Raw genomic sequence first — 14,677 nt, 5'->3', positions numbered from 1 at the left:
GTGGTTGAGCCGTGGTCGCCGGCATCACCCGGAAGGCGCAGTAGCCGAGTCCAGTTGATGACGGAATGTGAGTCCAGTGCGCGCGGTAAATGGAGGCGAGGAGCGTTCACGATTCCATCGGATGGGGCAAGGGATCATCACCGGACGTGCTCGTCAACGCCGTCTTTGCTGCTTGTGCAGGCTGTCGCGCCCCTGGTAGCTTGCCCGAAATCGTCAGCACCTGGGGACACTGGGGTTTCACTGGGGTTTACTGGCGGTTCACTGGGGAAGTGCCGCTCGCCGGCGCGCCGATTGATCGCGTTGCGATGAGTCGTCCGCCTGCTTGGGCGGCGGGATTCACCGGTCATTGACTACGAATGGGGGTCGTAGTGGAGGGTGTAATAGAACGGGCGGTAGGTCGGGTCATCGACTTCATGCACGAGCACCTGGGCGAGCAGTTCACGATGGACGACATGGCTCGAACCGCCATGTACAGCAAGTTCCACTTCTCACGAACCTTTCAGCGTGTTACCGGCGTCTCGCCGGGTCGATTCCTGGCCGCGATCAGGGTGCAGGAGGCCAAACGGCTGCTCGTGTGCACCTCGTTGACCGTCACCGACATCAGCCACCGGGTGGGGTACACGAGCGTCGGCACGTTCAGCTCGAAGTTCCGCGCCGCCGTCGGTGTTCCGCCGACGACGTACCGCCAGCTGGGCGGGCTGACCCAGCCGACCCCGTTGGCCAGGCGGGGTCCCGACACCCGCTCGTCCACCGTGCAGGGGGAGGTGCGCGTGCCGCTGGGCAGCCCGCCCGCGATCATCTTCCTGAACCTGTTCCCGGAACAGGTGCCGCGGGGGAAGCCGGTGCACTGCTCGATGCTCCAGCGGCCGGGACCGTACGTGCTCACCGACGTGCCGCCCGGCACCTGGCACCTGCAGGCCCATTCTGTGGCGCTGGGGCGGGGCGCTGTTTCGGGCATGGGGTCGTTAGGCCGGAGCAGGACGCTCAACGTGGCGTCCTGTGGTCCGGTGTCGGTCAGGCCGGGCGCCCGGGTCGAGAACGTCGACCTGAACCTGCGCCCGATCGACGCGCTCGACCCGTCGGTCCTGCTCGCACTGCAGTACATCCGCACGGTGGCAGTGGACGCGGCTGCCGCGAGCTGACGGGGATTTCCGACAAGGCCCGCCGTCCCGGCCGGGACGGCGGGCCTTCGGGACGACTCAGCGCGGGCGAACGGCCCAGTGGCTCGCGAATGGCCCAATGGCCCTTCGGTGCGCCGTAGCTACCCGCGGCGGCGCGGAATGTCGCGGGACCCGGTGCGTCCGCACGACTCGCTCCGGATTGTGAGGTGAGTCGGACACACGACGGCGTTCACCCGATTGCGCGCTGCCGCACCGCGGAACCTGACGCTTGGCCACGCCGTGCGCCGGCCAGGAGCGCGAACCGAGTCAAGCGCGGATGGCGGACGACCTCGCGCACCGCGCCGTCCGGGAACCTCGCGGCGCCGCCGGCCGGCGGGAGCCGGACGTGCGGGTGCGTCCGGAGTGGACGGTGCGCGACCTCGTGGTGCGCACCCACCACGCGGATCGCCTCGCCGGACCGACGACAGGGCCGGTGGCTGCCCGCGTTCACGTGGGCCCCTGCGCCCTGTCCGCCGGGCCCGGGGCGCGGTCAGCGCCGGGTGCCCGCGCCCGCCGGCTCCGAGTCGGCCTCGGCCTCGCTCCCCCTGCGCTTGGACGACGCCGCCATCGAGGCGGCCACCAGGGCGGGATCGTCACCGACACCGATGAGCAGGCCGTTGAGGATCGAGTCGTAGCAGCGGTCGGCGTCGACCGGGTCGATCAGGTAGCCGCCGAGCTCGAGGTTGACCAGGCCGTGCGTCGCGATCCACATCTCGTGGGCGATCAGCAGCGGGTCGTTCTGGCGGAACCGGCCCGACTCGATGCAGCGGGTGGCGCAGTCGACGACCGTGACGAGCGTGTACCGGCCGTACTGGCGGTCGTCCTCGGTGAGGGAGAACCCGGCCAGCGACTGCCCGCCGAACATCACCGCGTACAGGTGGGAGTTCGCCTTGGCGTTCTGCCGGTAGGCGTAGCCGAGCAGGACCATGTCCGCCACCGGGTCGTCGGTCCGGCGCACCCGGGCGAACTGGCGCTCCAGGCGGGCGAAACCCTCGTGCACCATCTCCCGCACGAGCCCGCTCATGCTGCCGAAGTGCGTGTAGACGGCCATGGTCGACGTGTTGGCCTCGGCGGCGATCTTCCTGGTCGACAGCGCCTCGGCGCCGTGCTCGGCGAGGAGTCTCGCCGCGATGTCGACGAGGGCGGCTCGGGTTCCGGGATCCAGCTTGCGAGGACTCACCTTGACAGTGTTGCACAACGCCGTTATTCTTTGTGTAACGTTGTTATGCTAACCTGCGGCATCCGTGTGACTTTTCCTCGCCCCCATCGAGGGTCACCGGCTCCCGCGCGAGCCTGTGGTTCCGGTCGGACACCCCCGGGTCCGACCGGAACGCGGCCGGAACGACCCGGATCGTCGCGGCGCGTGGTCAACGGTCTCGGAGCGTGTTCGCGCTGATCGGTCGCGCGGCCGGCGGGCGGACGGGCCCCGTCGGGAGCGGCGCGGCGGCGCGGCCGCGTCGACGCCCGGCATCGCGGTGACGTGGCGTGGTCGCCGTGCTTCGACGCCCGATTCGCCCATCGCGGGAACCGTTCGGCAAGCCGAACCGACGTCCGTGACGCTCTTGCGGAGCGGGGCGTCGTCGCGGTGGAAGGCCACGCGGTGGAAGGCCAAGCGCCGGAAGGGGAACGGCCGGCGACCGTCTACATCGGAGCGTTCCGTCACCGCGCCGACGGGTGCGGTGTGGGGCGAGGCAGCGGTCGGGGGATTACCGCTGCCTCGCCCGTGGTGGAGCGGGCGACTCGGTGCGCCGCGCTCTCCACCACCGCGGGCGCCACCGCGGAGCCGGCCTGGGGTGCCGAGTCCGCGATGGGCTTGATGAAGCTGGTCGTCCTGGCGGCCACGGAGATCGACGGGGGCTTGGGGTCGGCGGAGCCGCCGGCGGCCCGCCGGCCGCCGATCCTCGGTTCTGCGCTCATTCCCACCTTCCCGTTTCCGGCCCCGGTGGTCGGCTTCGGGGCGCCCGGTTGTCGGACGTTCGCCCGTGGCTTCGGTCGACGGTTCGGTTGATGTGAGGGAACCATCCCTAGCATCGTGTCCGCTAACGCTAACGCAGGTCGCATCGGTCAAGCAAGGGGGTGCTTTCGCGAGTGCTCCGGATCGACCGGGGAAATTGGGGAATCGGTCGCGAAGTCGCCGGGCATAACGCCGGGCAGTGGGCTTTCGAGGGTGATCTATCGGCCGGGTTCTGCGGTCGTGCGGAGGACGTGGACCGCGGTGCCGGCCTGCGGGATCCCGATGTGGAAGCCTGGTGGCAGTGCCCCGACTTTCGCGTCGAGTGCCGCGACGGGGGTCCCGACTCGCTGGTAGGCTAATGGAGGGAATGGTCGGGTGGAATTTCCAGGCGGTGGTCACTGGCTGTGATGCCAGCTGACGTGGCATCGCTCATCAGGGGCAGGGGAGTGGTGGCCGGCGCGGCCGGCAGGACGCCTCGGGTGACAGTGCGACGCCGTTGGTGGCGACGGTCGCGACGCCTGTCAGGTGATCCGTACCACTGCGGACGGATGTGTGCCGGCGTTGACGGGCGTGATTCCCGCTGGGACGGGCGGGAGCCCTCGGGGGTACGTCTACGAGCGGTCACTCTTGGTGACCAGTGGCGGGGCTGTTCGGTGGTCGGATGCGTCCGCGTGCGTCCGTGCGGCCCTGCGGGTTGGGCACAACGGCCTACAGGCGTCTCGCAGATTGCGGTTCTCGTTCCCGGGTAATTACCAGCGGCACCCGGCCCTGCTAGCGTCCTTCACGGTGCGGAGTTATGGGGGCTTCGCACAAAGGCCATCTGGGGTGGTGAAGATCGGGCCAGCGAGAAGTGCCGCCGTATTCCCGGAAATGGGTGGGTACGGATAGGCTCCGCCGCACCGTCGCGGCTTTCCCAACGGCTCCCATCAGCCGGTTCGTGTTCTCCGGCTGTGGTGGCGCCGTGCCGCGAATGATCCGATCGCAATTCAGGCCGAAAGGTAAAGACTGTGCACGATGCCGTCCATCGCGCCATCAAGCTGATGCGCTCCAACTACTACGAACCACTTACGCTGCGCGATGTCGCAGCTGCCGCGCTGGTGAGTCCGTTCCACTTCTCCCGCATGTTTCACGCGACCGTGGGCATGCCGCCGGGCCGGTACCTCGCGGCCGTCCGATTATTCGAGGGCAAACGGCTGTTGTTGACCACGTGGATGACCGTCGCCGACATCGTCTCTACGATCGGGTACAGCAGCGTCGGCACGTTCACCACCAGGTTCACCCGTGCGGTCGGCCTCTCGCCGACCCAGTACCGCAACCCCGAGGTCAGCGGTCTGCTGGCGGCCGTCGCGCTGCCGGATCTCGACAATCCGCTGGAGACCGGCTCGCGAGTGTTCAGCGCGATGCCGACGCCCCGGTTCGGCGGCAGCGGTTCGGTGGTCGGCACGCTGGACGTGCCCGCGCACGCCGACGCGTCGGTGGTCACCGTGGGGATCATCGACGACCTGATCCCGGCTGTCGGGGCGGCGCCCAGCACGCTGGTCGAAGGTCCGCTCGACCGCGAGCTCGTGGTCGGCGCCACGGCCACCCGCTGCATCGCGGTCGCGTTGCGCGGTGCGCGCCCCGGTCCCGGGGTGGTGCTCGCCGGCGGGCTGGGGCACACGATCGCCGTCGGCGCGGGGGAGAACCTGCGGGTCAACGTCCGGCTGCGCGATCGGGCGCAGGAGCCCGCGGCGGTGGGCGCGGGGTGGCGGTAGGCGCCGTTCCGCCGCCCGCACCGCAAGCGTGGAGTAGATCGGTTCGCACCCGGGGTGCATCCTCGATCGGGCCGCCGGCCGCGGCGGCCCGGAGAGCGACGGGAGGACACGTTGGCCAACCTGCACTGGTCGCCGCGGCGCCGGGTCCTGGCGCCGTTCGGGCCGGGAACCGGGTCCCCGGTGCGCGGCTTCACCGGTGGGACACCGGCGGTGGGCGTCGGCCGGACGTGCTCCACGGGTTGTGCGGAGGTGGCCGAAGCACGTCGACCGCTCGACGTCGAGCCGTCGTCGGAGGAACGCCGGTCTCGCCGAGCCACCCGTGCCGGCTCGACGACGTGCGCCGCGGTCCGCGACCGCCTGCCGTTCGACGGTCGCCGGGGCGCGGCCGAGTTCCACACCGGGTGGGCGCAGGTCCAGGGGGGCCGCGTCGGGCGGGGTGTTGTGCCGGACCTGTCCGGTGACCGCGCGGACCTGGCCGCGGCGCGCGGCGGGTCGGCGGGGGTCCGATCCGGGTTGACGGCGGGCCACGGGGAGCGGGAGACCGCCGCCGTCCGGGGCGCTCGTCGAGACCGCTTGACCGAGGGGGATGGAGGAGTGCTGTGCAGAGTGCGGTAGAGCGCGCGATCGACACGATGTGGAACCGCTACCACGAGCCGCTTTCGCTGGACGACATGGCGGACACCGCGATCTTGAGCAAGTTCTACTTCTCCAGGGTCTTCCGGACGCTGACCGGCACCTCGCCGGGCCGGTTCCTCACCGCCGTCCGCCTCACCAAGGCGAAGCAGCTGCTGCTGGAGACGTCGTTGAGCGTCACCGAGATCTCGTACATGGTGGGGTACAACAGTCTCGGCACGTTCACCAGCCGCTTCACCCGCAGCGTCGGCGTGCCGCCCGCCCGCTACCGCGCGTTGTCCTCCGGCGGCATGCTGTCGCTGTCGTCGTTCTCCGGACCCGCGAACGACACCCGGGCCGGCGCGGTGGCCGGGTGGGTCGGCGTGCCGGAGACCGGGACGCCGGTGCGCGTGTACGTGGGCGCGTTCAAGGACCCGATCGCGCAGGGCATCCCGGTCGCGTGCGACATCCGCGACGGCGCGGGGCCGTACCGGCTGGAGGCGATGCCCGAGGGGAAGTTCCACCTCCGGGCCGCCGTGGTCGCGGTCGACGACCTCGACCCGAACCCGTCGAAGCGACGGCCGCTGTTCGTCGGCGCCACCGAGGCGGTCACCGTGTGGACGGGCCGGACCGCGGAAGCGGACATCGAGACCAGGGCGTCGTGCGCGCTGGACCTGCCGATCCTGCTCGCGCTGCCCGAGCTGGACACCCGCAACTCGCCCGGCGCCGAACTGGCCGTGCCCTCTCCGCGCTAGCACGCTGATGCACCTCCTCCTCGGCCGAACCCCGCCACCTGCCCGCTCGGTGCGCCACTGCCCGCGCCGAGCGTCCGGTGCGGGCGGTGGCGCGCGAGCCGTCCGGACGGGGCTCGCCGACCCGACGACGTCGGCACGGCTGCACGGCCGTGCCGACGTCGCGCGGCGCCGATCAGACCCCGAGCGCCTCCGTGGCCAGCCTCGTGCCCTCGACGCGCGCGGAGATCTTGGCGAACGCCGTGTCACGCGAGGTGGAGGTGTCGTCGGCGAACGGGGCGAACCCGCAGTCGTCGCACGTGCCCAGTCGGTCCACGGGGATGAACTCGGCCGCCTCCAGCACCCGGTCCCGCACCTCCTCGGCCGTCTCCACCCGGGGATCGATCGAGTCGGTCACGCCGATGAAGATCCGCGCGTCGGCGGGCAGGTGCTCCTTGATGACCGCGAGCACCCGACGGCGGTCGGGCTCGCTCGCCAGCTGCACGTAGAACCGGCCGGCCTTGATCCGGAACAGCTCCGGCAGCAGGTCGGCGTAGTCGACGTCCGCGCTGTGGGTGGAGTCCCAGTCGCCGCCGGGGCACGTGTGCACGCCGATCCTGGCCCGGTCCGCCTCGGAGAACCGCTCCAGCACCGCGTTGTTGAGCGCGACGAAGTCGCGCAGCAACCCGCCCGACGGGTCGAGCTTGAGCGACAGCCGCCCCTCGGTGAAGTCGAGCTGCACCACGGCCGCGCCCGCGTCCAGGCAGGCGCGGATGTCGGCCTCGGTCTCGTTGACGAGGTCGGCGGTGAACTCGTCGCGCGAGTAGCCGTCGATCCCGTCGGCCGGGTAGAGCAGGCTCAACGCCGACGGCGCGATCACCGGCTGCTTCACCGGCAGCGACGTGAGCTGTTGCGCGTTGCGCAGCTGGTCCACGGCGTGCGCGGCGTAGCGGAACGGCCCGCTGGTGAGCACGGGCAGCTGGCGGGTGTGCCCGTCGGCGAACGGCACGACCGGCCCGCCCGCCGCCAGGTCGGCGATGCCCGCCACCGGGTAGGTCAGGAAGCTCGGCTTGTCCTGCTCGCCGTCGGTGACCACCGGCGAACCGGTGGCCTCGAACCGGCTCACCGTGTCGGCTAACGCCTTGTCGGTCAGCGCGCGCAGCGCAGCGGCGTCGATCCGGCCTTCCGCGTGGTCGCGGAAGCCCTGCACGAGCTCCGCGGGACGCGGGACGCTGCCGATCGGCTCGGTCGGAATGCCCATGGTGTCCTTGTTCCCCTCGAAGTGATCAGGCCCACGGAGCCGTCGGGTACCAGGGGATGATCTCCCGCCGGGCCAGCAGCCTGATGTCCCAGTACATGAAGGTGAAGACGCCGGCCACGATCAGGGCGACGGCCGTCACAGTGGCGATCCTGCTCGGTTTGGCGGTGAGCCACCGCTGCAAACGGCCGCCGGTGAAGTAGGCCAGCGCGAGGAACAGTAGGGCCATGATGATGATGTTGCCAACCGACTGGAGGGTGAACGCGGCGGCGCCGTACAGGGGGTTCCCGCTCTCCGCCGCGTCGCGGAACATCTTCCGGAACAGGCCGAACGGGCGACCGATCAGGAAGCCGCCGATCAGCACGCCCATGAACACCATCGGGGCGTTGGGGAACCGCTGGGAGATCTTGCGGAACGGGTCGCGCACCAGGCCGAGCGCGGCGAGCCCCAGGTAGAACATCACCAGGCCGATGACGCCGAACACGATCAACGACTGGATGCTGCGGCTGCTCAGCGTGCCCGGCGCGTTGGCCGCGGTGGAGAACTGCGGCATGCGCGTGCCGACGATGCCGACCAGCACGCCGTACAGCGCGGACACCGGGATCATGCCGACGGACAGCCACCCGATCGGCTTGAGCGTGGCGGCGAGCTTCGCCCACCGGGTCTGGGTGGAGCCGAGCATCGGCGCGACGGCGCCGAAGGCGGCGATGTTGCACGCGGTGAACGTGCCCGCGATGCCGCTGACGAAGGCGAACGCGATGCCGGCCGCGATGCCCTGGATCGGGGTCTCCTTGGCGTCGTGGCCCAGCAGTGAGTTGGCCACGTTGTCGCCGATCACCGAGTCGACGAAGTGCGCCGACCACACGACGGTCAGCAGGAAGCCCGCGATGGAGGCGAGCAGGACGATGAGCCCGCGCCTGCGCGGGAAGTTGCCGGTGACGAACGTCGACGTGCCGACGGTCGGTGTGGGCTCCAGTCGGTCTTGTTGGTTGGTGCCGGTGCGCGCCATGTGATCCCTCTCCGGAGCGGTGCGGTGCGGTCGACGGGTGCCCGGTGACCAGCGCCTTTGGTGGGGCCCGGGAAGCATCTCAGTGTGATGCAACGTGGATTTCTTCGATCGTGCGCACTTGCTGGGCCGAACGGATCCACCACGTCGAGCCGGGTTCGGGCGGCCGGAACCCGCAGGTCCGCCGGTCCTCGGCGGGTGGGTCGGGGGCGGACGGCCGAGGTGGCCGACGTGGCGGCGCGACCGCCGTTGCGCGGAGAAATCGAATCACGCTGTTATGGAAAAGCGCAGGTCAGAGGGCAAAATAGGAGAAGCAAGCCGTCGGTTGGTCGTGCAGTATTAAGTCGAGCACATTTTCCGAAGTGCCGTGAGCCTTTGTTGTGTATGCGCACGGCCGTTTAACGGATTATCCCGAATCCCCGATGTCCACAAAGACGGTGAAAGCATGAGCAGTGAGCGGATCGCAATCGTCGGCATCGGCCTGCGCTACCCCGATGCCGGTTCCACAGGGGAACTGTGGGAAAACGTACTGGCCGGTCGTCGGGCCTTCCGCAGGCTGCCCGACGAGCGGATGAACCAGGCGGACTACTACTCCCCCGACCCCGAGGCGCCCGACCGCTTCTACAGCACGAAGGCCGCGGTGCTGCGCGACTTCGAGTTCGACCGCGTCCACTACCGCGTGGCGGGCAGCACATTCCGCTCCACCGACCTGACGCACTGGCTGGCGCTCGACGTGACCGCCCAGGCGCTGGCCGACGCGGGTTTTCCCGACGGCGAGGGCCTGCCGAAGCGGTCCACCGGCGTGGTGCTGGGCAACAGCCTCACCGGTGAGTTCTCCCGCGCGAACATCATGCGGCTGCGCTGGCCGTACGTGCGGCGCACGGTCGCCGCGGCGCTGGCCGGCAAGGGCTGGCCCGAGGACGAGATCGCGGGCTTCCTGAGCGAGCTGGAAGTGGACTACAAGGCCCCGTTCCCGGAGATCAACGAGGACACCCTGGCGGGTGGCCTCGCGAACACGATCGCGGGCCGCATCTGCAACTACTTCGACCTGCGCGGCGGCGGCTACACCGTCGACGGCGCGTGCTCCTCGTCGTTGCTGTCGGTCGCCACCGCCGCCAAGTCGCTGGTCGAGGGCGACATGGACGTGGCCATCGCGGGCGGTGTCGACCTGTCGATCGACCCGTTCGAGGTCATCGGCTTCGCCAAGACCGGCGCGCTGGCCAAGCGCGTGATGAAGGTCTACGACAAGGACTCCAACGGCTTCTGGCCGGGTGAGGGCGCCGGTTCGCTCGTGCTGATGCGAGAAGAGGACGCCCTGGCCAAGGGCGCGCGCATCTACGCGACCATCGCCGGCTGGGGCGTCTCGTCGGACGGCAAGGGCGGCATCACCCGTCCCGAGGCCGACGGCCACCGCCTGGCCCTGCACCGCGCCTACGGCCGCGCGGGCTACGGCCTGGAGTCGGTGTCCTACTTCGAGGGCCACGGCACCGGCACGGCGCTGGGCGACGAGACGGAGATCGAGGCGCTGTCCTCGGCCCGCCGCAACGCCGACCCGAACGCCCGACCCGCCGCGCTGAGCACCGTCAAGGGCAACTTCGGGCACACCAAGGCCGCGGCGGGGGTCGCCGGACTGATCAAGGCGGCCCTCGCCGTGCACCACCAGGTCATCCCTCCGGGCACGGGCCACTACGACCCGCACCCGAAGCTGACCGCCGACGACGCCGTGATGTACGTGCCGGTCGAGGCCGAGCTGTGGCCGGAGGACCAGCCGGTGCGCGCCGGCGTGTCGGCCATGGGCTTCGGCGGCATCAACACCCACATCGCCCTGGAGGCCGCGCCCGACGCGCCTCGCCGCGAGCAGCTCGACGTCCGCACGAAGGCGTTGGTCGCCGGTCGCCAGGACGCCGAGGTGCTGCTGTTCGACGCGCCCGACCGCACGACGCTGAAGGACCGCGTCGCCGAGGTCGCCGCCCTGCTGCCGAAGCTGGCGTTCGCCGAGCTCGGCGACCTGGCGTCGGCGCTGGCCGCGCGGCTCACCGGCTCGGCGCTGCGCGGCGCGGTCGTGGCCCGCACGCCCGAGGAGGCCGAGCGCAAGGTCGAGAAGCTGATCGTCGCGGTGAGCGAGGGCACCACGCTCTTCGACGCCGCCGACGGCGTGTTCCTCGACGAGCGGGCCTCGGAGCCCCGCCTGGCGTTCCTGTTCCCGGGCCAGGGCTCGGGCCGGGGTGTGGTCGGCGCCCTGCGCCGCCGCTTCCCCGTCGCCGAGGAGGTCTTCCAGGCCGCGGGCCTGCCGACCGACGGCGACCAGGTCGCCACGGAGGTGGCGCAGCCGCGCATCGTCGCCGGTTCCCTCGCCGCGCTGAACGTGCTGCGGGAACTGGGCATCCAGGCGCACACGGCGGTCGGGCACAGCCTCGGCGAGCTGTCCGCGGTGCACTGGGGCGGCGCGCTGAGCGCCAACCGGGTGCTGTCGCTGGCCGCCGAGCGCGGTCGCGTCATGGCGAGCGCCAGCAAGGGCGGCGGCGCGATGGCCGGCCTCGGCACGACGCCCGAGCGCGCGCTCGAGCTGGCGGCCGGCGAGGACGTCGTGATCGCCGGCTACAACGGCCCGGCGCAGACCGTGCTGTCCGGCCCGGCCGAGGCCGTCGACCGGGTGTGCGCGGTGGCCCGGGCCGCGGGCGTGCAGGCGACCCGGATCAACGTCTCCCACGCGTTCCACTCGCCGCTGGTGTCCCCGGCGGCGGAGGCCATGGCGGAGCGGCTGGTCGACTTCGACTTCGGCCGGCTGATCCGCCCGGTGCACTCCACCGTCACCGGCGACGTGCTGGAGCCGGGCACCGACCTGCGCGAGCTGCTGCGCGACCAGATCACTCTCCCGGTCCGGTTCCACGAGGCCGCCGGCAAGGCCGCCGCGGTGACCGACCTGGTCGTCGAGGTCGGCCCCGGCCGCGTCCTCACCGGCCTGCTGGAGGAGATCGCGCCCGACAAGCCCGCGCTCTCCGTCGACACCGACAGCGGTTCGCTCACCTCGCTGCTGACCGTCGTCGCCGCCGCGCACGTGCTCGGCGCGCCGGTCCGCACGGAGGTCCTGTTCAACGACCGGGTCATCCGCGACCTGCCGCTGGACGGCTCGATGACGTTCCTGGCGAGCCCCTGCGAGACGGCGCCGGCCCTCGACTCGAACGTGCGCTCGGCCGAGCAGGCCGCCTCCGCGGCGGCCAAGGCGGCGAAGTCCGAGGCGACCACGGGTTCCGACGGCGAGTCCACGCTGGAACTGCTGCGCCGCCTGGCCGCGGAGCGCGTGGAGCTGCCGCTGGAGGCCATCACCGCGAACACGCACCCGTTGGACGACCTGCACCTGAGCTCCATCACGGTCGGCCAGCTGGTCAACGAGGTCACCCGCAGCCTCGGCCGCCCGGCCCTGGAGGGCACGACCAACTTCGCCACCGTGCGGATGGGCGAGCTCGCCGAGCTGATCGACAACCTGGCCGACACGGCGCACACCGACGAACGCGACAACGGCGAGGTGCCCGGCGTCGCGCCGTGGGTGCGGCCGTTCCTGGTCGAGCACGTCGAGCGCGAGCTCCTCGCGGCGACGCCCGGACCGGTGGGCGAGTGGACCGTCTACGCGCCCGAGGGCCACCCGCTGGCCGAGCCGCTGAAGGCCGGCCTGCCCGGCGACGGCGTGCTCCTGCTGCTGCCGCCGGAGGGCGGTGACGCGCACGTCGGCCTGTTCCTGGAGGCCGCGCGCGACGTGCTGGCGTCCGGTCGCAGGCTCGCGGTCGTGCAGCACAAGCTCGGCGCGTCGGGCCTGGCCCGCACGCTGCACCTGGAGGCGCCGCACATCCCGGTGACGCTGGTCGACCTCGCCGACGACACCGACGCGGTGCGCCGGGTGGCGGCCGAGGTCGCGGCCACGACGGACTTCTCGCAGGTCCGGTACGACGCCGACGGCGTGCGGACCGTGCCGGTGCTGCGGGCGGTGTCCGGTCAGGCCGAGGGATCGCCGCTCGACTCGGACGACGTGCTGCTGGTCACCGGTGGCGGCAAGGGCATCACGGCCGAGTGCGCCATCGCGATGGCCACCGACTCGGGCGCGTCCCTGGCGCTGATCGGTCGGGCCGACCCGGCCGCCGACCCCGAGCTGGCGGCCAACCTCGCCCGGATGACCGCGGCGGGCATCAAGCACCGCTACGAGCGGGCCGACGTGACCTCCACCGAGCAGATCGCCGTCGCGGTGGCCAAGTTCCGCGCCGAGCTGGGTGAGGTGACCGCCGTGCTGCACGGCGCGGGCCGCAACGAGCCGAAGGCGCTGACGGGACTGTCCGAACAGGACTTCCACGCCACGCTGGCGCCGAAGATCACCGGCCTCAACGCGGTGCTCGACGCCGTCGACCCGGAGCGGATCAAGCTCCTGGTCACGTTCGGCAGCATCATCGGCCGGGCGGGGCTGCGCGGCGAGGCGCACTACTCCACCGCCAACGACTGGATGAGCGAGCTGACCGTCGACTTCGGCGTGAAGCACCCGCAGGCCAGGGTGCTGGCCCTGGAGTGGTCGGTCTGGTCCGGCGCGGGCATGGGCGAGCGGCTGGGCGTGGTCGAGGCGCTGATGCGCGACGGCATCACGCCGATCTCCACCGACGCGGGCATCGCGGTGCTGCGCGAGGTGCTGGCCGACCCGACCGTGGGCCCCGTGCTGGTGGTCTCCGGCCGCGCCGCGGGCCTGCCGACGTTGGAGATGGCGAGCACCGAGCTGCCGCTGGCCCGGTTCGTGGACCGCGTGCTGGTGCACTACCCGGCGGTCGAGCTGGTCACCGAGGCCGACCTGTCCGACGGCAGCGACCCGTACCTGGGCGACCACCTGCTCGAAGGCGACCTGCTGTTCCCGGCGGTCATCGGCATGGAGGCCATGACCCAGGTGGCCAGCGCCCTCACCGGGCACGACGCGCCGCCGATGCTGGAGGACGTGGAGTTCCTGCGGCCGGTGGTCGTGCGGCCGGGAGGATCGCTGACGGTGCGCATCGCCGCGCTGGCCCGTGACGCCGAGACGGTGGACGTGGCGATCAGGGCCGAGGACACCGGGTTCTCCGCCGACCACTTCCGGGCCCGACTGCGGTTCCCGCGGCCGGCGATCCCCGGCGACGTGGTCGACGGCGCTCCGGTGCTGCCGCTGGTGCCGGTCGACCCGGTCACCGAGCTGTACGGCAGCGTCCTGTTCCAGGGCAAGCGGTTCCAGCGGTTGCAGGGCTACCGGCGGGCGAGCGCCCGGCACGCGGTGGCCGAGGTCGCCACGACGTCCGTGGCCACCTGGTTCGCGCCGTTCCTGCCGCAGGACCGGATGCTGGCCGACCCGGGCACGCGCGACGTGATGATGCACGCCATCCAGTGCTGCGTCCCCGACGCCACGCTGCTGCCGCAGAGCGTGGAGCGGCTCTACCTGGCCGCGCCGGTCGACCAGCTGGCCCAGTACGTGGTGCTGGACGCCCGCGAGCGGTCGCAGGACGGTGACAGCTACACCTACGACCTCGACGTGCGCGACCCCGACGGCCGGCTCGTCGAGCGGTGGGAGGGCCTGGTGCTGCGGGCCGTGCGCAAGCGCGACGGCGCGGGACCGTGGACGCCGACCATGCTCGGCTCGTACCTGGAGCGCTCGCTGGAGCGGGTCCTGGGCGGCAGCCGCGCGGTCGTGGTCGAGCCCGACCCGACCGACGCCTCGCCGGAGCGCCGCGCGCAGACCGCGCTCGCGCTCAGCCGGGCGCTGGACCGTCCCGTCGAGGTGCACTACCGGCCCGACGGCAAGCCCGAGGTCGACGGCGCCGAGGTGTCCGCGTCGCACAGCGCGGGCGTCACGTTCGTCGCGGCGGCCCCGGGCGGCACCCTCGGCGTGGACGTCGAGGAGGCCATCGCCCGGTCGGAGGAGGACTGGTCCGGTTTGCTCGGCGCCGACCTGATCGCCGTGCGCGACCTGCTCGCCTCCGAGGTGGGCGAGACGGCGGCCATCTCCGGCACCCGCGTGTGGAGTGCCCTGGAGTGCCTGCGCAAGACCGGTTCCACCACGCAGGCGCTGACCGTCGACCGGGTCCACCCGGACGGCTGGGCCGTGCTGTCGACCGGCGACGCCAAGGTCGCCACCTGGGTGACCACCGTCATCGACCGGGCCGAGCCGGTGGTGTTCGCGGTGCTCGTGGGCGAGGAGAGCTGA

9 protein-coding genes are annotated in these 14,677 nt (G+C 71.7%); 5 read left to right on the top strand and 4 right to left on the bottom strand.

Annotated elements, in window-relative coordinates:
- The first annotated feature begins 356 nt into the window (after positions 1-356).
- The gene (locus AB0H12_RS18015; protein WP_499623941.1) at positions 357-1,142 is read left to right on the top strand and encodes a helix-turn-helix domain-containing protein; all 786 of its coding nucleotides are present in this window, start codon (positions 357-359) and stop codon (positions 1,140-1,142) included.
- A 508-nt stretch (positions 1,143-1,650) separates the two neighbouring features.
- Here the strand turns inward: AB0H12_RS18015 and AB0H12_RS18010 are convergent.
- Positions 1,651-2,340 (bottom strand): TetR/AcrR family transcriptional regulator, encoded by a 690-nt coding sequence (locus AB0H12_RS18010; protein WP_499623940.1) that lies wholly within the window; start codon positions 2,338-2,340, stop codon positions 1,651-1,653.
- Between the two features lie 479 nt (positions 2,341-2,819).
- Positions 2,820-3,077, bottom strand: coding sequence for a hypothetical protein (locus AB0H12_RS18005; RefSeq protein ID WP_499623939.1), 258 nt, complete (start codon positions 3,075-3,077; stop codon positions 2,820-2,822).
- A gap of 1,077 nt (positions 3,078-4,154) precedes the next feature.
- On the opposite strand from AB0H12_RS18005, the gene AB0H12_RS18000 reads away from it, so the two are divergent.
- The 3 genes from AB0H12_RS18000 (at position 4,155) to AB0H12_RS17990 (ending at position 6,235) form a co-directional block, all read left to right on the top strand.
- A complete protein-coding gene (locus tag AB0H12_RS18000; protein WP_499624119.1) occupies positions 4,155-4,868 on the top strand; it encodes a helix-turn-helix domain-containing protein in 714 nt (237 codons plus the stop codon).
- Positions 4,869-4,979: 111 nt separating this feature from the next.
- Complete coding sequence (locus tag AB0H12_RS17995; RefSeq protein ID WP_499623938.1) at positions 4,980-5,483, top strand: hypothetical protein; 504 nt, start codon at positions 4,980-4,982, stop codon at positions 5,481-5,483.
- Positions 5,468-6,235: a helix-turn-helix transcriptional regulator gene (locus AB0H12_RS17990; protein WP_499623937.1), complete on the top strand. Its 768-nt coding sequence runs from the start codon at positions 5,468-5,470 to the stop codon at positions 6,233-6,235. Before AB0H12_RS17995 ends, AB0H12_RS17990 begins: the two co-directional genes overlap by 16 nt.
- Before the next feature lie 172 nt (positions 6,236-6,407).
- Here AB0H12_RS17990 and AB0H12_RS17985 read toward each other — a convergent pair whose 3' ends face one another.
- A complete protein-coding gene (locus AB0H12_RS17985) occupies positions 6,408-7,472 on the bottom strand; it encodes a cobalamin-independent methionine synthase II family protein (RefSeq protein WP_499623936.1) in 1,065 nt (354 codons plus the stop codon).
- Positions 7,473-7,497: 25 nt separating this feature from the next.
- Positions 7,498-8,478: a hypothetical protein gene (locus AB0H12_RS17980; protein WP_499623935.1), complete on the bottom strand. Its 981-nt coding sequence runs from the start codon at positions 8,476-8,478 to the stop codon at positions 7,498-7,500.
- Positions 8,479-8,920: 442 nt separating this feature from the next.
- Between AB0H12_RS17980 and AB0H12_RS17975 the strand changes: the two genes are divergently transcribed.
- Positions 8,921-14,677 carry an SDR family NAD(P)-dependent oxidoreductase gene (locus AB0H12_RS17975; RefSeq protein WP_499623934.1) on the top strand — a complete coding sequence of 1,919 codons (5,757 nt, stop codon included), beginning with the start codon at positions 8,921-8,923 and terminating at the stop codon, positions 14,675-14,677.

This window comes from Actinosynnema sp. NPDC023794 (assembly GCF_040639675.1).
Taxonomy (GTDB): domain Bacteria; phylum Actinomycetota; class Actinomycetes; order Mycobacteriales; family Pseudonocardiaceae; genus Actinosynnema; species Actinosynnema luteola.
The sequence above is the reverse complement of the archived record's forward strand: the minus strand, read 5'-3'. Positions and strand labels throughout refer to the sequence as shown.

Excerpts from the sequence above, each read along its gene's own strand:
- AB0H12_RS17975 (WP_499623934.1), top strand. The coding sequence starts at position 8,921 with ATGAGCAGTGAGCGGATCGCAATCGTCGGCATCGGCCTGCGCTACCCC.
- AB0H12_RS18005 (WP_499623939.1), bottom strand. The coding sequence starts at position 3,077 with ATGAGCGCAGAACCGAGGATCGGCGGCCGGCGGGCCGCCGGCGGCTCC.
- AB0H12_RS17985 (WP_499623936.1), bottom strand. The coding sequence starts at position 7,472 with ATGGGCATTCCGACCGAGCCGATCGGCAGCGTCCCGCGTCCCGCGGAG.
- AB0H12_RS17980 (WP_499623935.1), bottom strand. The coding sequence starts at position 8,478 with ATGGCGCGCACCGGCACCAACCAACAAGACCGACTGGAGCCCACACCG.
- AB0H12_RS18000 (WP_499624119.1), top strand. The coding sequence starts at position 4,155 with ATGCGCTCCAACTACTACGAACCACTTACGCTGCGCGATGTCGCAGCT.
- AB0H12_RS18015 (WP_499623941.1), top strand. The coding sequence starts at position 357 with ATGGGGGTCGTAGTGGAGGGTGTAATAGAACGGGCGGTAGGTCGGGTC.